This is a genomic window from Alteromonas sp. MmMcT2-5, from assembly GCF_022348315.1.
GTDB classification, from domain to species: domain Bacteria; phylum Pseudomonadota; class Gammaproteobacteria; order Enterobacterales; family Alteromonadaceae; genus Alteromonas; species Alteromonas macleodii.
Map to the genome: position 1 here is coordinate 14,592 of NZ_JAKRFB010000017.1, position 20,522 is coordinate 35,113.

At 45.9% G+C, this 20,522-nt stretch carries 16 protein-coding genes and 1 pseudogene; 3 read left to right on the forward strand and 14 right to left on the reverse strand.

Annotated features, from left to right (window positions below):
• Window positions 1–51: 51 nt before the first annotated feature.
• Entirely contained in the window at window positions 52–906 is an 855-nt protein-coding gene (locus MHN09_RS09295) for an AraC family transcriptional regulator (protein WP_239240332.1), read from the forward strand.
• On the opposite strand, the gene pmbA is transcribed toward MHN09_RS09295, so the two are convergent.
• Complete coding sequence (gene pmbA, locus MHN09_RS09300) at window positions 903–2,234, reverse strand: metalloprotease PmbA (RefSeq protein ID WP_049588406.1); 1,332 nt, start codon at window positions 2,232–2,234, stop codon at window positions 903–905. The genes MHN09_RS09295 and pmbA overlap by 4 nt on opposite strands.
• Window positions 2,235–2,306: 72 nt before the next feature.
• Between pmbA and yjgA the strand changes: the two genes are divergently transcribed.
• Together yjgA and MHN09_RS09310 are read left to right on the forward strand one after the other, a co-directional pair.
• Window positions 2,307–2,864, forward strand: a complete 558-nt coding sequence (yjgA, locus tag MHN09_RS09305; RefSeq protein WP_014975398.1) for a ribosome biogenesis factor YjgA — start codon at window positions 2,307–2,309, stop codon at window positions 2,862–2,864.
• A 62-nt stretch (window positions 2,865–2,926) separates the two neighbouring features.
• Window positions 2,927–3,355, forward strand: a complete 429-nt coding sequence (locus MHN09_RS09310; RefSeq protein WP_039225852.1) for a hypothetical protein — start codon at window positions 2,927–2,929, stop codon at window positions 3,353–3,355.
• A gap of 88 nt (window positions 3,356–3,443) precedes the next feature.
• Here the strand turns inward: MHN09_RS09310 and tldD are convergent, their stop codons facing one another.
• From tldD to MHN09_RS09380, 13 genes and pseudogenes are all read right to left on the reverse strand, one after another.
• Window positions 3,444–4,886 (reverse strand): metalloprotease TldD, encoded by a 1,443-nt coding sequence (tldD, locus tag MHN09_RS09315; RefSeq protein WP_039217280.1) that lies wholly within the window; start codon window positions 4,884–4,886, stop codon window positions 3,444–3,446.
• Window positions 4,879–5,697, reverse strand: coding sequence for a carbon-nitrogen hydrolase family protein (locus MHN09_RS09320; protein ID WP_049588411.1), 819 nt, complete (start codon window positions 5,695–5,697; stop codon window positions 4,879–4,881). Before MHN09_RS09320 ends, tldD begins: the two co-directional genes overlap by 8 nt.
• The gene (locus MHN09_RS09325) at window positions 5,690–9,685 is read right to left on the reverse strand and encodes a YhdP family protein (RefSeq protein WP_239240335.1); all 3,996 of its coding nucleotides are present in this window, start codon (window positions 9,683–9,685) and stop codon (window positions 5,690–5,692) included. The genes MHN09_RS09320 and MHN09_RS09325 overlap by 8 nt, the downstream gene beginning before the upstream one ends.
• A 26-nt stretch (window positions 9,686–9,711) precedes the next feature.
• A complete protein-coding gene (gene rng / locus MHN09_RS09330) occupies window positions 9,712–11,178 on the reverse strand; it encodes a ribonuclease G (RefSeq protein WP_014947913.1) in 1,467 nt (488 codons plus the stop codon).
• The gene (locus MHN09_RS09335) at window positions 11,175–11,780 is read right to left on the reverse strand and encodes a Maf family protein (protein ID WP_239240337.1); all 606 of its coding nucleotides are present in this window, start codon (window positions 11,778–11,780) and stop codon (window positions 11,175–11,177) included. The genes rng and MHN09_RS09335 overlap by 4 nt, the downstream gene beginning before the upstream one ends.
• Window positions 11,781–11,816: 36 nt before the next feature.
• Window positions 11,817–12,293, reverse strand: a complete 477-nt coding sequence (mreD, locus tag MHN09_RS09340) for a rod shape-determining protein MreD (RefSeq protein ID WP_061093985.1) — start codon at window positions 12,291–12,293, stop codon at window positions 11,817–11,819.
• Window positions 12,286–13,188 carry a rod shape-determining protein MreC gene (gene mreC, locus MHN09_RS09345; protein ID WP_239240339.1) on the reverse strand — a complete coding sequence of 301 codons (903 nt, stop codon included), beginning with the start codon at window positions 13,186–13,188 and terminating at the stop codon, window positions 12,286–12,288. Before mreC ends, mreD begins: the two co-directional genes overlap by 8 nt.
• Window positions 13,189–13,225: 37 nt before the next feature.
• Window positions 13,226–14,269 (reverse strand): rod shape-determining protein, encoded by a 1,044-nt coding sequence (locus MHN09_RS09350; RefSeq protein WP_014947909.1) that lies wholly within the window; start codon window positions 14,267–14,269, stop codon window positions 13,226–13,228.
• A 355-nt stretch (window positions 14,270–14,624) separates the two neighbouring features.
• Window positions 14,625–18,317 (reverse strand): annotated as a pseudogene (locus MHN09_RS09360) (H-type lectin domain-containing protein).
• Window positions 18,317–18,772, reverse strand: a complete 456-nt coding sequence (locus tag MHN09_RS09365; RefSeq protein ID WP_239240345.1) for an agglutinin biogenesis protein MshP — start codon at window positions 18,770–18,772, stop codon at window positions 18,317–18,319. The pseudogene MHN09_RS09360 and the gene MHN09_RS09365 overlap by 1 nt, the downstream one beginning before the upstream one ends.
• Window positions 18,762–19,517, reverse strand: a complete 756-nt coding sequence (locus tag MHN09_RS09370) for a type II secretion system protein (protein WP_239240347.1) — start codon at window positions 19,515–19,517, stop codon at window positions 18,762–18,764. The genes MHN09_RS09365 and MHN09_RS09370 overlap by 11 nt, the downstream gene beginning before the upstream one ends.
• A complete protein-coding gene (locus tag MHN09_RS09375; protein WP_239240349.1) occupies window positions 19,517–20,071 on the reverse strand; it encodes a prepilin-type N-terminal cleavage/methylation domain-containing protein in 555 nt (184 codons plus the stop codon). Before MHN09_RS09375 ends, MHN09_RS09370 begins: the two co-directional genes overlap by 1 nt.
• Entirely contained in the window at window positions 20,061–20,522 is a 462-nt protein-coding gene (locus tag MHN09_RS09380; RefSeq protein ID WP_239240351.1) for a type II secretion system protein, read from the reverse strand. Before MHN09_RS09380 ends, MHN09_RS09375 begins: the two co-directional genes overlap by 11 nt.

A 20,522-nucleotide genomic window follows, 5' to 3' on the forward strand; every position in this document is an offset into this window, starting at 1 on the left:
CTTTATGCTCTAATCTTTCATATATTTATCCAAAACTATCATTTCAGATTTATGAAACTTAGCTTTAGAGACATTGTAGACATAGGCCCTAAGTGCTTTGAACGCTTTATTGATAGTAGTAATGCGCCTGAAATCAGCGACCTGGAGATTGAACTAGCAGGATGTTCTAACTTATCAGGTGACTATACGGTAGGTCGCGTTTCGCCTCCTAACCACACCTTATTTTACAGCATTCATGGACAAGGAAAATTTCGTGTCCCATCAGGCGAGATGCAATTAGATGAAGGACAGCTAATTATTTTACCCGCTGGACAAAGTTTCGAAGTCACAATAGTCAGTGAGCAATGGGATATAATTTGGGTCAACCTGGCAGACTCCGAACGCTGGACACCATTTAATAAGCTAGGTGCTGTGATAGTGGATAATGCCATGCTGGAAGGACTGCATCATGCAATGGAACTTTTGTATTTAGAGCGTGACGTCGAGAATCGAAATTCGGCGATGCAAGTTGTGTCTCGCTACCTGTACCGTATTATTGATGCCCCTTTGAGTGACGTACATACTCACGATGAGAAAGAACGACGCCAAGTAAGCAGACTACACAGCCTCTTTTCTGCGGTTGAAAAACAGCTTCAGTTTGATTGGGATATGGAAAGCTTAAGTGAGAAAGCGCATTACTCTGCCCCTCACCTTCACAGGCTGTGCTTACAAGTATTTGGGAGAAGCCCCAAACAGCACGTTATCCATTTGCGTATGACACGAGCCAAAAGCTTGTTACTAAGCACGCAGTGGCCCGTATCTTATATCGCCAGTTATGTAGGCTACGCAAATGTATTTACGTTCTCGAAGCGCTTTAAGAAGTCCACCGGGCTGTCTCCTTCAGCGTTTCGAGAAAGCGTAAACTAGCTGCCTGCTATCTTCATTTGGTCAATAAGCACCGAACCGGTCTGTACACTACCGCGCACATCTTTTTCAGCGCCAATTGCCACAATGCCTTTAAACATATCTTTCAGATTGCCAGCAATAGTTACCTCGTGAACTGGGTATTGGATGATGCCATTTTCAACCCAGTATCCCGCTGCGCCGCGCGAGTAATCGCCCGTTACACCGTTAACGCCCTGCCCCATCAGTTCGGTTACGAACAAACCTGTGCCCATTTCTTTAAGCAGGTCGGCGTCGCTGTGACCCGTATCACCTACTAGCCAGTTATGAATACCACCGGCGTGGCCATTCGAGCGGGTGTTTAGCTTACGCGACGAGTAAGTGGTATAAAGATATGTAGCCAATTTACCCGCATCGACAATGGTCATGTCTGAACATGCCACACCTTCGTTATCGAAGCTTGAGCTTGCCAGACCGCCTTTAATAAACGGACGCTCTTCAATATTAAGCCACTCTGGGAAAACTTGTTTACCCAAGCTATCTAACAAGAAACTAGAACGACGGTAAAGGCTACCACCGCTAATAGCTCCAACATAATGGCCAAACAAGCTAGATGCGATGTCACGGTGTAAAAGCACAGGCACGTTTGCCGTGTTAATTTTACGAGCGCCCAAACGGTCTACAGTAGCTTTCGCGGCTTCGATGCCCACTGCACTTGCTGATTGCAGCAAAGAGGCTTTACGGCTTACTGTGTAAGCGTAATCGCGCTGCATGTCGTTATCTTGTGCGCCAATAACCATACAGCTTAGTGAATAACGGCTGCTAGGATAACCGGCGTTAATTCCATGGGTGTTGCCGTAAACGCGCATACCTAGATTTGCGTTATACGACGCGCCATCTGAATTTGTAATGCGCGAGTCGTAATTCATTGCTGCCGTTTCGGCTTCAATAGCTGTTTTAATGGCCTTTTCAGTATCTAACTCTTCAGGGTGATACAGGTCTAAATCAGGAAATTCTGTGGCGATAAGGTCGGCATCGGCCAAACCTGTACAAGGATCTTCACTGGTATAGCGAGCAATATCTACGGCTTTTTCTACCGCGAGTGTTAGCGCCGCCTTGCTCAGATCAGCGGTAGACGCACTGCCCTTTCGCTTGCCTACGTATACGCTTATACCTAAGCCGCCGTCATTGGTAAATTCAACGTTTTCAACTTCTTGCATACGTGAAGAAACGGCGATGCCCTGCACTTTAGACATGCTGGCTTCGGCTTGTGTTGCGCCTTTAGAAAGGGCTAATTTCAGTACATCATCTACGACATTTTGAATGTCGGCTAACTGCTGCTCAATTTGCATAGTAAGTTTCGCTGTCTTAATTCGACTGTGATAGTTACAATTTAGCTAAAGTGTAACACTAATGAGTTTGAAATGAGTGATCAGAAATACAATTCTCCTGAAGATCCTTACTTCGAAGATGCGCAAGCAGATGAGTTCGAAGAGGAAGAATTAATCAGTAAAACTGAGCTGAAGCGTCAAGCTAAAGAACTTCACAAGCTAGGTGAAACGTTGGTTAACCTGACCGATGCTCACATAGCGACGATTCCAATGGATGAAGAGCTTGCTGACGCCGTAGCTATTGCCCGCAAAGTGAATAAGAAAAAAGACGGTTACCGCCGTCAACTTCAGTTTATCGGCAAAGCTTTACGTCATAGAGATACCGCCCCTATTGAAGAGGCGTTGGCTAAAATTACACATCAGCATCAGGCGAGCAATGCGGCCTTTCATGCACTAGAAAAAGCCCGTGAAGCCGTGATTGAACAGGGCGACCCCGCTATTCAAAAGCTGATTGAAGCGCATCCTGAACTGGACCGCCAAAAGCTGCGCCAATTTCATCGCCAAGTTAAAAAAGAGCGTGAAAAAAATGCGCCGCCTAAAGCATTCAGAGAGCTGTTTCAGTATTTGAAAGACGTTATTCATGAGGATTAACGGTCTGCAATTAAAGTAATCTCAACATCACAGTTTCGTTCACCAGCCAAAGGGGTGATAGTGTGAAAATATTTTCTAACCCTAACGCAACACTGAAAAGCAAGTACGGTCAGTATCAAATTGCTGTGCTTGGTAGCATTGTTGGCGTGTCGGCTGAAGGTATTGCCGATGGTTCAGCCATTGAACGCTATGCGCGGGATATGATGGATGTGATTAACAGTTTTGGTGGGAAGCACTGGGCATTTTTAGGTTTTTTGCATGGTTCTGCCCTTCTCACTAAAGCAGGTGAGACAGAACTGCAGCGTTCAATAGAGTGGCGTGCGAAGCACGGAATGGCGCTTGGCGCGCTAGTTATTGGCGATACCACGGTGCAGCCCATTGTAAGAGCCCAATTTCAGAGAATTTACGACAATGCAGGCCTTGAGCTAGGTATTTTTACCAACGAGGAAGATGCTATCGAGTGGTTGAATGAAAAAGGATTTGAAAGTTAGCCACGACTTATCCCAGTTCGCACACAAAAAAGGTTGGAGCCTAGGCCCAACCTTTTTTTAATTTTCCAGTATACAGGTTTGAGCTGAATTAAGCCGTACCACCCACCGTCAACTCGTCAATTTTAAGCGTAGGCTGACCTACACCCACCGGTACGCTTTGACCGTCTTTACCACATACACCAACGCCTTTATCTAGGGCAGTGTCATTTCCAATCATTGAGATTTTTTGCATAACCTCTGGACCGTTACCAATTAAGGTAGCCCCTTTTACTGGCGCAGTAATTTTACCGTTTTCAATTAAGTAAGCTTCCGCGCTAGAAAATACAAATTTTCCTGACGTAATGTCTACTTGTCCGCCAGCAAAGTTCGGCGCGTAAATACCTTTGTCGATAGACGCGATAATTTCTTGCGGATCGTGTTGGCCTTCCAACATATAAGTATTCGTCATGCGGGGCATAGGCAAGTGTGCATAGGATTCACGACGACCGTTACCGGTAGGCGCAACGCCCATAAGCTTGGCGTTATGTTTATCCTGCATATAACCTTTCAAGATACCATCTTCAATAAGCACGTTGTGCGCTGTTGGTGTGCCTTCATCGTCTACCGACAACGAGCCACGACGGTCGTTTAATGTGCCATCGTCAACAACCGTCACGCCTTTTGCAGCAACGCGCTGACCAATACGGCCACTAAATGTTGATGCACCCTTACGGTTAAAGTCGCCTTCAAGACCGTGCCCAACCGCTTCGTGAAGTAATACACCAGGCCAACCGTTACCTAATACTACAGGCATAGCGCCTGCCGGTGACGCCACTGCCTGCATGTTTACGCGTGCCATGTGAAGGGCATCTTCTGCCAAGGTTTCGTAATACGGTTTTCCGTTTTCGTCTTGCTTAAAGAACGAGTAGGCATAGCGACCACCAGCCCCCGCTGAACCACGTTCACGTCTATCGCCTTGTTCTAGCAATACCGAGCAGTTCAAGCGCACCAGCGGGCGAATATCAGTGGCTAAAGTACCGTCACTGCCAGCAACTAAAATTTCTTCATACACACCGCTTAAGCTCACCACTACCTGATTGGCAGACGGCTCTTGTTTGCGGATATAGGCATCTACTGCTTTTAAAAGCGAAATTTTCTCAGCGTCTTGCATCGCAAGAATAGGGTTATTTTCGCTGTATCGCGCTTGCACTGGTTTTTGCCCAAGCGAAGCAACTTGTTGTGATCCGCCGCTTGGCGCAATGCCACGAGCCGCTTTACACGCTTTGGTCAACGCTTCTTCGCTTATTTCATCTGAATAAGCGAACCCTGTTTTCTCGCCGCTAATTGCACGCACGCCTACGCCGCGCTCTATGTTATAGCTGCCTTCTTTAATAATGCCGTCTTCCAACACCCAGCTTTCGTGCTGGCTTGACTGAAAATACAAATCGGCATAGTCGGTATCGTGACGATGAATAGTCGCTAAAGCACGCTCTAGCTTAGAGATATCTAGCCCTGAGTCAGATAATAAATGACGCTCAACAGATTTAGACAAAGTGACTCCTGAATCGGTTATGTTCGGCAACCGGCATATTCTGTTTAATGGTTTCTCTTTCTGCAATATCTACTTTTGCCGAAACTAACCCTACGTCGGTTTTGCGTTCGGCAAGGGTCTCCCCCCAAGGCGACAGTACAAGACTGTGACCGTATGTTTCACGGCCATTTGCATGCACACCACTTTGATTTGCAGCTACCACAAAGCACTGCTTTTCAATGGCTCTGGCTTGCAACAACGCATGCCAATGCGCTTCTCCGGTGCGCTGGGTAAAGGCCGCTGGCAACACCAAAATATCGATATCGCCCATTGCAGTAAATAACCCTGGAAAGCGTACATCATAGCACACCGCAAGACCAATGTTGCCTATTGGCGTTTCAACAGTAACCACCTTGCTGCCCGCTTCGGTTGTCGCCGATTCACGATAACTGCCCGTGTTGTCGTTAACTGATACATCGAACATGTGAATTTTTCGGTAGTCTGCCAACACATCACCATTGGGGCCAAACAGCATGCAGGCTGCGGAAAACTTCTCTGGGCTATTGGTTTTCACTGGAAACGTACCCGAAACCAGATAGCACTGATATTGTGCAGCAAGCGCTGACAAACGTCGCTGAATCTCACCTTCGCCCTTTGTTTCTGCCACAGCAAGTTGGCCTTTGTCTTTACCGCCGAAATAAGCAAAACACTCTGGGAGCACAACTAAACTGTTTTTCTCAATCTTTGCCGATGCCATTTCGTTTGCAACGGTGTCGAGATTTTCTTCCACGCTTGGCGCAGATGTCATTTGTAATGCAACTAAATTAACCATCGATCACCTCCATTTTAAGCCTGCGTACGTCATCTTCCGTTAATGGCCTGTCTTGCGGGTTGGCCGGTACAGGCGCATTTTGCGCAGGTAAGCTGATGTCTTTGCTGTTGCGCTCAACTTCGTCGAACTTAGGAGCTTTTATGGTGCCTGTAACGCGATAGTTCACATTCGAAATAACTTTCGCAGAGGTTAGCACCTGGTCTATGGCAAGAGCAGCGAGTGCAGTGGGCGGCGTAGCCAAGAAATACACTAAAAACGGTAAGTTCCCGGTTACGTTCGGTGCGAACGATACGTTGTAATTTAATCCACCGGTATTGAGATCGGTGAAGCCCGTGATCTCTATTTCACCAGCGCCGCCGTCAATTTCAGTATCGTCGGTATACGCTTTGCCATCAACAATACTTAACGTACCGCCCATATCGTCGTAGAAAAAACCCTTAGCAAAAACGTCTCGAAAGTCGAGGCTGAGCTTCCGCACTAACGAGTTCAAGCTGAACAGGGTGAAGATACGTGAACCTTTGTCACTTAACTCAGTTAGATACCCATCTGACAGCGACCACTGAACATTACCGTTTAGCTGTTCAAACCCGAAATCCATCGGCGCATTTGGCCAAGTGATATCAAACGCGACGTTTGCGCTAGAATCTTTTATACCTGATTCAACACCGTACTCTTTTAGCATCTGCCCAACGTCGGGAGACGTTAATGTTCCGTTTAACGCGCTTTGAATCTCGCCTCCCATGTGCTTCCAATATCCCGTTGCGGTAACGTTAGTTTCATCAGATTTCACTAGAAGCTGACGAATGGCTAAACCATTCTCTTCCTTCGCGATGTCTAAGGTAATTTCACCTAAATCGATGCCATGCACGCCACAGGACTGACAATAAAAATAAATGGGCGGTAGCGTATTTGGGTCAATATTGTAGGGCGACTCGCCTTCCTCATTTGGCATAGCACTATTGGTAGCTAACTCAACGCCGCTCTCTGAGTCGGCTTTTGTCGTCCCCCCGGCTTCAACAGGTTTCTCTAGTGATAAATAGTCGGCATTTATCTCAATGCCCTGCTCGTCTAAATCACTATTAATACGAATAGTGGCTCTTGCCTGAGGCGACGCTAAGTCTAGGATCCAATCTTTATTGCGTTCTGTTGCACTGAGCTGCGCATCTTTAATACTGTGGCCAGCAAAATTTAGCTTGTCGGCTTTGGCGAATATCCGCGAGGGAGTACCAAACAAATTCGCTTTTTTGCTTTCGTTTGATTGGATACTCGAGTGGGCATTTGCTTTTGCAACGGCGGTGCTGGTGTCTTTCCCTTTACCGGAAAGTAACATATTAATAGTAGTAAACCATTCTTGCACATCAGCTTGAGCTAGATTCGCGCTGATACTAAAACCTGTACCAATGTTGGCTATATCGCTTTCGCCAAGTGCCAAGTGCGCACGTGAAAACTGCATTTCTTTGTGCGGTAGTACGCCATCAAAACGAATGTTATCACCAAGTGACGCCTCCACATTTGATACTTTGCTATCGCCTTTACTGGTAATAAGCAGCGGTAGACTGCTGCCCGCTGGCGTATCGAAGGGAGCAGGCAATACACTTTGTGTCGCCGTTAAATCTGCAGTTAAATTGGCAGTATAGTTAAACCCACTGTTTGAAAGCGACAGTTGAACTGTAGTGTTCCAATCACTTTCGCCGTCGATGTATTCGGTGAGGTCTGTATTCACATAGTTAGCGAGCGGATGTACATGCCATCGTCCACCTAACTCTACATTTAGGTCGTACGTGTCGCTCTGTCTACCGGATAGCGACAAGTTCACCGGCTGTTTAAGAAACTGCGCCTGAAGCCCACTTGCGTCTATATCGCCATTAACAAATGACACCTCTCCCGATGCCTTATCAAATAGCATATTTGTGGTCGCAACAAAAACGGGGTTATCCGACAAGTGCGCCGTTCCCGATGCCACCACATCTTTGCCTTTAAACGGGATATCAAGCTTTATGTCGGCAGATAGAGGCCCGCCAATTTGCACGTCTTCGTTAAGTACTTTGCCTAAAGATTTTTTGAGGGACGAGTCCATCATTAACGCGGTTAGCGCATTACCAGTGCCAGTACCATTGGCATAAATAATCAGGCGGGCATCTGGACTAAAGCTTGGAATGGCAGCCGACATATCACTGATTTTCATCCCAGCAAGCGTCGCACTAGGGCTCTCCATCACTAATGCATTATTCACAAAATACAAAGATAGGTCTAAGTTGTTAAGTGCCGGCCAGTCTGGCGCAAAAAGAAAATCCCCCTGCTCAATATCGACATACGCCTGAAAAATACCTGTGTTGTCGTCAAACGGGAAGTCACTCGTGCGACCGTGCCACAGCACGCGCGCGTTTGCGACTTCACCTTCTCCTGTAAACGCACGAGTAAGGTATTTGTCGGTATTAGCCCCCATTAAAGAAGGGGGAAATAAACTGCTCACCTCATTTAGCGCCAATGGGCTTACATCCACATAAAGCGACATAAACCCTGTCGACATATTCAGTTTAAACTGCGGGTGAAGAGTAACGGCATCACTATCAAGCAGCATATCGCTGCCTTTTACTACCCACTGCTTGTCTTCGCTATCTATCTGCTCTGGGTAAATATAAAACTGAGATTTAAACAGGTTTATATTGACGTCTTTCTTAATTACGCCGTTGGTACTTAGTAAGCTATCCGCACTCTCTAAGTAGATAGCGCCATTATTTTTATACCAGAAAAAGTCTGCATCTAGCGACGAAAGACCTGGTACCTTATCTGTTTTGTCCCACTGCAAATCTAGCACTTTAGCCGCTAAAGAAGGCTGGCCGTTGTGCCATTGAACCTGCAACGTGGCCAACTCGCCTTTTGGATTAAGCCCGCGTATTTCTTCTTCACTGGTATCATCCATGAAAAGCGGTAACAGCAGCAGAAAGGGGTTAATTTGCACTGGCTTTACGGTGTTTATCAGCGCATCACCATTTGCACTTATACTGCCAATTAGGTCTGTTGTAAGGGTCTCGTTGCTTGAATTAAGCACCAATTGATCCACTCGGACATTCCAGCCTCCCTGTCTGTTCTCATCGTTAGGCAACGCCTGAAGACTACCTCCTCTGATACCTGTTACCGTTTTCGCGCGGCCACTGCCCCACTCTAAAAGGCTTTCACTAAGCTCGGCTTGTACGCTAGTGACTTCACTTTGAGAAAAGTTAGTCCATACTTCAAAGTTTGCGCGGCTTTGCGCTAGTGGACGCTTGGTTTTGATGAGATCGCTAACCCACGGAGAAATATCGAGCTCTTCTGCTTTGGCGTAAAACACGCCGTCAAAGTCTTCCCGCGTGCCCGTGATATCAATGATAAACGACGCCGAGTTAGCCGCTAAATCTGCAACCTTAAGCTGACCTAAACCTTGGTGTCGCTCTTCATGGTTGTTCCACGATAAACTTTCAATATCAAATGAATTGGTTTCATTAAGATGAGTGACAGATACCACCCCGTCTTCTAACGAGAAGCTTTGAAGCTGCTCTAAAAACAGACGCTCTAGTGCATTTACTACAGGGAAGTTATTCTTATCGCCTCCAGAAAGACGATCGGCGTCAATATCAAGCTTAAGACCACGCAGCTCAAAACGGGTAGATGAGATAAGTTGGTGGCGTAGCGATTCCCAAAAATCTAGCTCGACGTAGATTTGCCTGATATCCAATGCAACAGGGGAAGCATCGTTTTTAACCAACGACACCGAATTGAGCACAATACTTGGACCATTGCGCTGCCAAACAGCATGCACACTTTGGATGGATAGGTTTACGCCATACTGCTCATTAATATAATTTTCCAACAGGTGTTTGTTGTGCTCAATATGCGGCAGAGCATAGCGTGCAGCGCTTAAAACAAGCGCGAAAAGTACAAGCAATACGGCGAGTAGCAGCCAAAACTTCTTAAGTAGATAAGCGGCTACCGACGAAAAATTTGTCACATTTTGCCTTTGTATACGTTAATGCATTACATCATGACGACGTCGTACTTATCCTGATTGTACAATGTTTCTGTTTGAACCTTGATTTGTTTAGACACAAATACTTCCAGTTCTGCCAGCATATGAGACTCTTCACCCATTAAGGCTTCCGCCACTTTTGGTGAAGCGTAAACCACAAACTTGTCTGCGTCGTAGGCGCGATTCACCCGTACAATTTCACGCATAATTTCAAAGCAAATGGTTTCAATGGTTTTTACCGTGCCTCGCCCTTTACACACCGGGCATTCTCCGCACAATATATGCTCAATGCTTTCACGGGTGCGTTTACGGGTCATTTCAATTAGCCCTAGCGCAGTAAAACCGTGAATATTTATCTTGGCTCTGTCCTTGTTCGTCGCCACCTCTAATGAGTGTAAGACACGTCGTTTGTGGTCTGGTTCAATCATATCGATGAAGTCGATAAGGATCATCCCACCCAAGTTGCGCAATCTTAACTGACGGGCAATTGCCTGCGTCGCCTCAATATTGGTGTTAAAAATCGTTTCTTCTAAGTTCCGGTGGCCAACAAAAGCGCCCGTATTAATATCGATTGTGGTCATCGCTTCGGTCTGATCAATGATCAAGTAGCCGCCAGATTTTAAATCGACACGGCGTTCCAAGGCTCGCTGCGCCTCATTTTCCACATCGTATAAATCAAAAATAGGTCTATCACCCGGGTAGTATTCGAGCTTGCCGTTCATTTCAGGCACATACTCTTTGGTGAACTGGTGAAGTTCATTGAATGATAGTTTCGAGTCGATACGAATTCTGTCGAGCTCTGTACCAACAAAGTCGCGTAGCACTCGTCGTGCTAGCGGTAAGTCTTCGTAAAGCACGTTCGACTTACGCTTTTTCATACGCGACTGAATTTTATCCCACAGCCTTCGCAAAAATGCTGCGTCGGACTGCAGTTCGTTTTTGCCCACACCTTCAGCCGCAGTGCGCAGAATGAAGCCACCGTTTTCATCACAAAACTCTTGCACCAGCGACTTTAAGCGTTCTCTTTCTGCTTCTTCTTCAATGCGTTGAGATACGCCTACGTGAGTCACCGAAGGCATAAATACAAGATAACGGCTGGGGATAGTAATGTCTGTGGTAAGGCGTGCGCCTTTGGTACCGATAGGATCTTTCACTACCTGAACCACAATATCTTGACCGTCTCGCACCAACTCGCGAATGTCTTGCTTTTGAATATGGCTTGCCGAGACTTCTTCGGCAATTTCATTGTGAATGACAATGTCAGATGCATGTAAGAAGGCGGCCTTTTCTAGACCGATATCAACAAATGCTGCCTGCATTCCCGGTAATACACGGCTAACTTTACCGCGATAGATATTGCCAACCAAACCGCGTTTGGTATGACGCTCTACGTGAATTTCTTGCAGTATTCCGTTTTCAATAAGCGCCACACGTGACTCTGACGGGGTAACGTTAATAAGCAGTTCAGCACTCACGATACTACTCCAAATTCATTCAGTCCAAATGCATTAAGTAATTGGCGGGTTTCGTACAGTGGTAGGCCTATTACGGCACTTGCACTGCCGTTAATGGAAACTACAAACTCACCACCAATACCTTGAATAGCGTAACTCCCTGCTTTGTCGGCAGGTTCTCCTGTTTCCCAGTATGCGTCAATTTGCTCATCCGTCAATGCTGCAAAAGTCACAGATGTGGTAATTACTTGAGTCTGTTGCTGAGCCTTATCAAGTACACAAATAGCGGTAAGGACGTCATGAGTTTTACCAGAAAGCATGGTGAGAATGCGCTTAGAATCTGCTTTATCTTCTGGCTTGCCAACACTTTGTCCGTTAAACGATATTAGCGTGTCGCTGGCCAGAATAACCTTGTCGTCGGTCATTGCCTGCTGATCCTCAAGGTATGCTTTCACCGCTTGGGCTTTTTCACTGGCTAGCCTTGCGACAAGCTCCATCGGTGGCTCGTTGTCACGGGGCGACTCGTCAATATCGGCAGGCTGTATTGTATGGGCTATGTTCATTTGTTTGAGCAAAGCGGTGCGTCGTGGAGAGGCTGACGCTAACACTACCGATTTTGTCATTGGCTTACCTTTGGTTTAATCGAGAACGTGTTCGGGTTACGAAATTGAAAACTGTCTGCGCGTGCGTCGAAGCAGCCAAAATACCCACGGCCACAACACCATTGACGTTATCACCGGCCACAGGTAATCGACTTGGAAATAAATATCAGTCAGTAGATGCTGCACCCAAAATGTAAGTAAGTGGTATAGCGCCGATAGTAGACCGATAATAATGGCTTGCTGCCAAACGGAGTAATTTCTTAGTCTTTGGTAATTAGCCGCTAATATATAAACACAAATACTTAAGCCGAAACTATGAATGCCCAAGGTTGTGCCTACAAGCACATCCATAGCAACACCAGTTAAAAACGCCACGCCCACATTCACTCTGTGGGGCAGTGCCATGCTCCAATATGCTAATACAACCAGTACCCAGTCAGGGCGGTACACATCTACTTGAGTGGGCAGCGGAACAATTTGCAGTACCAGAGCAACTAACAAACTAATCCATATAACGAGGTTACGTTTACGCATCTGAAGATTCTTCCTCGTTTACAGCTGGCTTATCAGTGTCGTCAGTAGAGTTAGCATCAGACTCACTCTCTGACTCAGGCGTGTGCCATAACAGCAATAGGTGTCGAAGCCTGTCTAGGTTTGCTAAAGGTGTGACAATAACACGAGCAAAAGGGCGGCTTTCATCTCGGACGACTTGTGAAACTCTTGCCACAGGGTAACCTTCTGGAAAGACCTTTCCTAAGCCAGACGAAATTAATGTGTCACCTTCTTGAATATCGACACTGTGAGGAACATGCTCTAGATACAGCTCGTTTAGCGCGCCGCTTCCGGTTGCGATAAAGCGAATATCGTTTCGAAGAGATCGCACAGGAATAGCGTGGGTAACATCGGCAATCAGCAATACACGGCTGTTTGTAGACCCAACTTCCATTACCTGACCCACTATGCCCTTATCATCAATAACTGGCTGAGACAGATATACGCCGTCTATCGCACCCTTGTTGATAACCACCTGCTGGCTATACGGGTTTTTATCCACCGCCATTAACTCAGCAACCATTTTTCGAGAAGAAACCCGAATAGGTGCCTGCAGTAACTCTCTTAATTGTGCATTTTCTTTTGCAATTACATCGAACTGCTGGAGCTTTTCGCTCATTAACAACAGCTGATTATTAAGTTTCTGGTTTTCGGCCAGCAATTGCTCTTGAGAGGTAAGACGCTGGGCACTTTCATTTAGCATTAAACCGGGAAGGTTTGCTAAATACTGAAGTGGGCTCATTAATGAGTTGAGATAAACCCGCGTTGATTTGAAACCGTCTAGCTTATGGTCGACAAATATCAGAATCACCGACAGCACAAGCGCCAGTGTAAGCCTGTTATTTAACGAAGGGCCGCGGGTAAAAATAGTATCCATGATACAAATAAGGCAACCTTACGGTTGCCTTTCCTGTTTATTCGTAGCTAAACAGGTCGCCACCGTGAAGGTCAATCATATCGAATGCCTTACCACCGCCGCGTGCTACACAAGTAAGCGGATCATCAGCAATAACAACTGGAATGCCCGTTTCTTCCATTAGCAATCTATCTAAGTCTTTAAGTAACGCGCCACCACCGGTAAGTACCATACCGCGCTCAGAAATGTCTGAAGCAAGCTCTGGCGGAGACTGTTCTAGCGCCACCATAACTGCTGAAACAATGCCGGTTAGTGGTTCTTGAAGCGCTTCAAGAATTTCGTTTGAGTTTAGCGTGAACCCGCGAGGTACGCCTTCTGCTAGGTTGCGACCGCGCACTTCAATTTCGCGCACTTCTTCACCTGGGTAGGCAGCACCTATTTCATGCTTGATGCGTTCAGCGGTTGCTTCACCAATTAGTGAACCGAAGTTACGACGAATGTAGTTGATAATAGCTTCATCAAACTTGTCACCACCAATACGAACAGATGATGAATAAACTACGCCGTTAAGTGAGATAATGGCAACTTCTGTTGTACCACCACCAATATCGACCACCATTGAACCTGTTGCTTCTGATACAGGTAAACCCGCACCAATAGCAGCCGCCATTGGCTCGTCGATAAGATAAACTTCGCGGGCACCTGCACCCAGTGCAGATTCTTTAATTGCGCGGCGCTCTACTTGTGTTGAACCACAAGGAACACACACTAATACACGAGGACTTGGGCGCAAGAAATTATTGTCATGCACTTGTTTAATAAAGTGCTGAAGCATTTTTTCAGTGACGTAAAAGTCGGCAATAACACCGTCTTTCATCGGACGAATTGCACGTATATTACCCGGCGTACGACCAAGCATTCGCTTAGCTTCTGCACCTACTGCTGCAACACTTTTTGGTCCTGCTGCGCGCTCTTGACGAATAGCTACTACTGAAGGCTCGTTTAGAACAATACCTTGGTCTTTTACATAAATCAGCGTATTAGCTGTTCCGAGGTCGATGGACAGATCGTTAGAGAACATGCCTCGAAGCTTTTTAAACATGAAGAGTGTATTCCTGTTTCTGTGTTAACGCGTATTTGCAAAGGTGAGATGGCGACGCTTTAACGTGAAGTCGATATTTATTCGCACACTTTAACAATGGGGGCTATTTTGGGCAAGTAATGCTGTAATTAAGTGACGAAATAACTGCATTTTTGCTTAGTAGTTTTAGCGCTTTACCCAAGAAGGGATACCACACACGCGTTTCCAAATAATTTTAAAATTAGACCCACATAGTGACCCTGTGAAAATTAGAAGGTTCAAAAACAATTTGCTAATAATTTACATCTCTTTATGTTGGCGCCACTACGGTGTGCTACGCAACCAGCATTACGACCAAACCGGATAACCTTCTTTGCTAATTATTGATTTGCTCGCGCTTGTAAATGATATTGTCGTTTCCTCGATACACACCATACGTGAGCGTTGCGTTTGGAGGGTTATCAGCTTCGCCATCTCCATCCCAATCCCACAATAGCCAAGCATCAGGCGTATAACTAACAGGATAATTGCCAGCACCGTTTGGTGATGACAGGCGTATTCCGTCACTATTTCTATAGGCTCCTTCACTTAACGACTCTTCCCCCGAAGAAACCAATTCACCAGATTCGTCATTCACGTTGTCGTGATCATAAGCCGTACAACTGTCATACTTATTAATTCGCCAATTATTTCCGTCCCAATATTGAGTGCGAAGCGGTAACAAAAGTGCTTCGTCGGCTGCACCGTAGTTATTTATCAACGTTGCACGACCGTAGGCGAAGCTGATTGAATCACCAAAATCATCAACGCACTGACCGGAACAAGAAAGTCCATTGAAGTTTGCGCCCTCAATTTGTGCTTGGTCTGCCACCAGCGCAATGTGTGCTTCGAGGTAAGGCCCATCTACGCTGTTATCAGCAAGGCGACTAAATACGATATCGTTGTCAGAAAATGAAATAAGACCAGCACTGGCATTTTGCGGTCAACTTATTGAATTAATGTTTTCCAGCCTATTTAGCAAGCTTGTGCCGTGCTCGACTTGTAAGCTGATATTGATCAGTTTATCGAAACCATCGTAGTAGTTTGTGGTGCGGCTGCCATTTTGGTTAAGTGCGGTTAGCGAGAAGCTTACTTCGCTAATGGGTTGATCAAAGTAATTAAATGCACCATTGACGTTACATGCTGCTTCAACACTTCCGCTCAAGGCAAAATTAGAAGGTGCGAAACGCCCAACATTTTGCACCAGCCCTTGCACGGTGGTATCTGACAAATAAGTACTCTGTGCCGCAATGGAAATTGTACCTACCTCATCGTAATTAATACCAACGTTAACTTTACCTTCGTCGCTAAATAAAACACTGGGCACGCTCAATGTACCCGTTGCGCCGCCACTAGGAAGTATATTTAAGGGTGTTAACAACGCGCTACCTGAAAAATGCTCCGCGGTATTATTATTTTCCAGTGCTGCAAAGTTATCTGGTATTCCATCGTCGTTACTGTCTTCACCATCGACCCACTGTACTGTTCGCAAGCCTAAGACAAAGTCTTCCCCTGTCAGTTTGAGCAGCGAACCATTCGCACTATTCGCGTAACCGTTAAGATTGGAGCTCGTGCCGCTATCATTTAAGATATTCATAGCAAAGCCGAACGGACGCACTTTAAAAGTATTAGAAGAACCTGCAATACCGCTTCGATTTGTTATGTCTGCTGACAACGACAACTCTCCCGCATCTGGGTATTGAATTGTAAAGGCAGCTCGCGAGTCAGCATCAAATTGAATAGGAAAGGTGCGTGGGGTTAGCCCCAGTTGATGTTCATTACCGTTATTGATAAGCAGTAGGGTGTTAGAACAATTACTCGAACTAGAACAGTTATAATTTAATTCAACATCGACAATTTGATTTTTTAGCGTGTCAGAATTCCCACATGCTTCGATAGCATAGGTCTTGCTGTTAAAGCCAGTGTCTGAAGGCTTACCAGAAAGCTGAGTAACGATGGTTTCTGAATCATCAGTGATATTCTTAAACACCAGCCCGTCGGATTCATACTTTATTTTACAGCTACCTAAATTCACTTCTTTACCACCGATAAAGCAACGCAATTGAGAAGATGGATTTTCTCCCGAAGTAGCAAGTTCAGGATCTGCGCCTCTTAGGCTATCGAGTGTTAGCGAGGTCTGCCCGATAAACGTTACGCTGTCGTCAGGCGACCATCGATAGTTACCGCTATTAACGGGCACTAAGTTGACTGTAGATGGCTGGGAGTAGAGTAAATCACAGTTGACGTCTGCACAGGCTTTTAGGGTAACTTCTTTCGCGGCGCAGCTACTACCCTTGTTATCAGCTAGTTCAAAACGATAGTGATTCAGTACTTCAATAACTTCCCGACCGCAGATGCCAGGAATATTGTTTGGCACTTCATTAGCCGTCACCCTCAGAGTAGCAGGTGAGCCAACGCCTCCTCCCGCGGTAAAGCGGCCTCTCAATGTGCCTTCAGACACATTGGCAAAGGTTATTTCACCTTTTGCTAAAACCAATGCGTTGGGGTTTGAGCCATCGATGACCACATCTCCGTCGACATAAATAGCGAGATAAGCCCCTTCAGCGACAGTGATATTTGCATTCACCATGGTGAACTTTGTAGCCACGCCACCAATATTGTCCCCCGGATCAGAAACATAAATTCGCGTGGGTGCAATTACGTTGTAGTTACCCGCCGCCATGGTTACCAGTTGACGGTTAAAATAATAATCCCCCGCTAAATCCCCTTCTGCTATCTCTGGGCCGCTATCGTCAATGGTAATTGTTGGTATCGCTCTCGCTTGTGAGTCGGTAAGCGCATCTGTGTTGTTCACGGTACAGTCGACAGGGTTCTGTCCGCATTTTGGGTAGTCTGCAGATCCACTTGTAGCGTCGGTGATAAACTGCTGTGCTGACAACACACCTGCATTTTCATCAATCATTCGGCTACCAGCTGCGAGTGAAATTGCGGAACCACTAAAAGCGGCAACCGCGCCAGGAAAGGCGTCATCACAACTAGGAACTTCACCACTAAACACAAACTCTGAAGTCATAGCCAGAATGCTAGCGTCTTCTTCAGTGTGGTTGCGCTCAGAGTCTAAGCTTCTATCCTCATCTACACGCAGTCCAAGCCTATTTTTGTTTACGCCGCAGCTGCGAAGCCAACCGCCGTCGCCGCCGTTTCTACTTATTTTACTGGCTGCAACCAAAGGAGTTTGCGCATAGTTATTTTTAAAGTCATTTCGAAAGCAACCATCGTCCCACCCCTGTATGCGTACGTCGGCAAAATCGGCTTCCCAAACCACTTCAATACCATTGTCATCGAAAAATCTACGATTGAATCCCTCTGTTGTCGCCATGTAAGCTACCGTTTCATTGCGTGTAACTGGCGCATAATCTGTTTCAGACGCTTCCAACGCCATAAAATAAGACGGTGCTTCATACTTTGCTGCAATAGTTAGAAACGGTAACAAATGTTCGTTGGGTGGCTTCTTTCCATTAACGTCAACTTGGTTATTTAACGTTTGAATAGAGTGAAAGAAAACAGGCTGTTCACCAAAATCAGTTTCAAGTGAAACGCGAGCATATCTCGCATTTTCTTCGCCCACCTTCAAGGGGCCGTTAGGTTCATACCAAGGAGAGCTTGTCGATGCCTGAATAGTCCCCCCTCCGAGCTCCATCTTACCGACTTCAACAATATCACCGTCAGGAAATTCATGAACGCCATACGCAATCGCTAAGTAATGTGCTCCCATCGTGATATGTGGACCATCTTCTCCAGAAGGCTCAAGGGGCAGCGCTTCAAAACCTGTGCGGGTAACATTGCGAATTTTGACAATCGCTGGGTTGCTACCTTGATTGGTAGACAGCATAAACACCGCTGGCGGCTCGTCGTATACCTGTGAAAAGCTAATGGTTGTCCACTCTGCTTTATTGTAGGTGTTTTGAAGCTCGATGAACCTGCCTTCGATTTGAGGGACGGCTAGTACCCGGGGTGCAACATATAACGTTAGAAACAAACAAAACAGCGAAATAGACTTTAAGTTCATTATTGTTCCTGCCTTACTTCAACGCTTACTTTCCTCGATGTTTCTATTTGTCCCGCAGAGCAACTAGATTCCGATGTCAGCAAGTAGACTTCCACTGCATTAGAGGTAACTTCCGGTTCTGGTGCTACTGCAGGACCTATACACTCTATGTCCGCTTTACAGTTTTTAAGACCACTTGTTGTAAAAATTATTTCGGTCTGATAAGGGCATGTTCGGTCTTGGATTTCAACTAACCCGGAAACCGCAACTTCCATCCCGCTCTGCGCTGCTAAATAGGCGCGAGCACCATAATATTCAATGGATTGCTGACGTATGTTTGATGAAATCTGATTAGACAACGCAATGCCAAGTCCTAGAAGTACAATGCTAATAATGATCGCCACAATAGTGGTAGAGCCACGTTGTTTTGATAGGGTGCGAGAAGGCGATAAAGTAAATTGTCTATTAGGGAACATTGGGGAAGTGTACCTCGTGCGAGAAAGCCAACGTCTCGTCATCATTACCGATGAGCGTCAAGTCTAATTTGACCAAAGCATTTTGGCGCAAACTTGCCGTTATTACATCTGCACTCCAGCTACTTACATTCGTTGCAATAATACCTGAACTCATTCCATCTCTGCGGACCAAAGTCTCACCCTGCGCCGTTGTTTCCTTACACACTGACACTGGGTTTTCGTTAAACACAAAAAAACGCTTCCCTGGAGACGATTGAGTGTTTTCCGTCCCTAACTCAATTAGGTATTGGTGATCCAAATCATTGCCTTCGTCATCGGTGGCGACGGTAAATCCATTATAGTCTACGCTGTTGTCAATCACACTTTGCGGACTCGTTGGGTAAATAACTAATTTATCGTCCGCTGTAGGAGCCTCCATTTCAAACACTACGGAATGCAGCTTGTCATCGAAAGGGTCTGCGGTATATGTACCGCTCATGACAATTGGATAGTAGGTCAAGCACCCTAAACTAGCGTCAAAAGAGACCGAGTTAGGCACAATATTTCGAAGTTCTTTTTCCAATCGCAAAATAATAAAGCGCGCATCTGAAACAAGTCGGGTACGCTCTGCGCCAGTTATATAGATTTGTGCGCTTAAAGAAATAACCTGTGCCACGGATACGCTAATCACGCCTAAAATAGTGATCACTAAGATAAGCTCTATAAGTGTAAAACCACGTTGGCGTCTTGCTTTTGGTAGGGACATTAATAGCTCCCTCGATAAGCACTGAAGTTGTAAACTTGGCCGTCTGGAGCTGTGACCGCGATATCGATACGCTTGTATTGTTTTGGTGCTCTTTTGTTTAAGTCTGACTCAATTGAAGAGTCATAAGTAACATTTACTCTGTATGCAAAGCCATTATAATTCCCGCCAGCATTACTTACTGTATAACCGTTGTAATCATCTACATCGTCATAAGCTTCTTCGGAGGTTTCACCAGCGTCCGGACCCAAAGCGCCGGAACACAGATTATCGCTGGCATTAGACGGATTAGGTTTATCGACGCAGGTGACAAATGGTGGGCTTCGGTCGCTATTTTCATCATAAGAGCGACTAAGAATGTCGTTCATTAAAGACTGCCCTAGCTTCGCCGCTTTCACCTGACGAAATGGCTCTGCGGTTTGTTCAGCTTGCGGGACAATAAGCGATAGTACTACGGTAAGGCTAATCGTAAATACAACAATGCCAATCACCAGCTCTAACAGGGTAAAGCCGTTCACGCATTTCCTATGTACAGGCAACACAACCCTAGCACGCATAAACTGCCCCTTCGCTTTGTAAACACATGGCAAAGGTACTTATTTGAATTCTACAATTCGTTGAACACGCGATATTTCGCGGCCTGCCAAACCCATCAAACTGAATTTGAGAAAAGCTATCGCCATTTTCATCGGCCGTTTGAAAAGTAAAGTCGGTGCTTGATGCATCGACTACCTGATCGGCATCAAAAGCGGTAGAAAGAGCGTTTGCACAATCGTGGCCAGCGGGAGGGGCAATGATTGTGGCGGTTATTTTCACACAGCTAGTGTCTTGCACATTTTGCATAGCACGAAACTGCATGTTACGAACAACTTGAAGTGTGCGATCGCGAAGGGCGATAGCTTCTTCCGTATCGTTACCAAGAAAGCGAGGTGCGGCGGTTACCGCCAGCACCCCAATAACCAATATAGTTATAATAAGTTCTACTAGTGTAAAACCGTTTTTCTTCAC

Excerpts from the sequence above, each read along its gene's own strand:
- MHN09_RS09320 (WP_049588411.1), bottom strand. The coding sequence starts at position 5,697 with ATGGTTAATTTAGTTGCATTACAAATGACATCTGCGCCAAGCGTGGAA.
- mreD (WP_061093985.1), bottom strand. The coding sequence starts at position 12,293 with ATGCGTAAACGTAACCTCGTTATATGGATTAGTTTGTTAGTTGCTCTG.
- pmbA (WP_049588406.1), bottom strand. The coding sequence starts at position 2,234 with ATGCAAATTGAGCAGCAGTTAGCCGACATTCAAAATGTCGTAGATGAT.
- MHN09_RS09350 (WP_014947909.1), bottom strand. The coding sequence starts at position 14,269 with ATGTTTAAAAAGCTTCGAGGCATGTTCTCTAACGATCTGTCCATCGAC.
- MHN09_RS09335 (WP_239240337.1), bottom strand. The coding sequence starts at position 11,780 with ATGACAAAATCGGTAGTGTTAGCGTCAGCCTCTCCACGACGCACCGCT.
- MHN09_RS09295 (WP_239240332.1), top strand. The coding sequence starts at position 52 with ATGAAACTTAGCTTTAGAGACATTGTAGACATAGGCCCTAAGTGCTTT.
- yjgA (WP_014975398.1), top strand. The coding sequence starts at position 2,307 with ATGAGTGATCAGAAATACAATTCTCCTGAAGATCCTTACTTCGAAGAT.
- MHN09_RS09365 (WP_239240345.1), bottom strand. The coding sequence starts at position 18,772 with ATGTTCCCTAATAGACAATTTACTTTATCGCCTTCTCGCACCCTATCA.
- MHN09_RS09375 (WP_239240349.1), bottom strand. The coding sequence starts at position 20,071 with ATGCGTGCTAGGGTTGTGTTGCCTGTACATAGGAAATGCGTGAACGGC.
- mreC (WP_239240339.1), bottom strand. The coding sequence starts at position 13,188 with ATGGATACTATTTTTACCCGCGGCCCTTCGTTAAATAACAGGCTTACA.
- MHN09_RS09370 (WP_239240347.1), bottom strand. The coding sequence starts at position 19,517 with ATGTCCCTACCAAAAGCAAGACGCCAACGTGGTTTTACACTTATAGAG.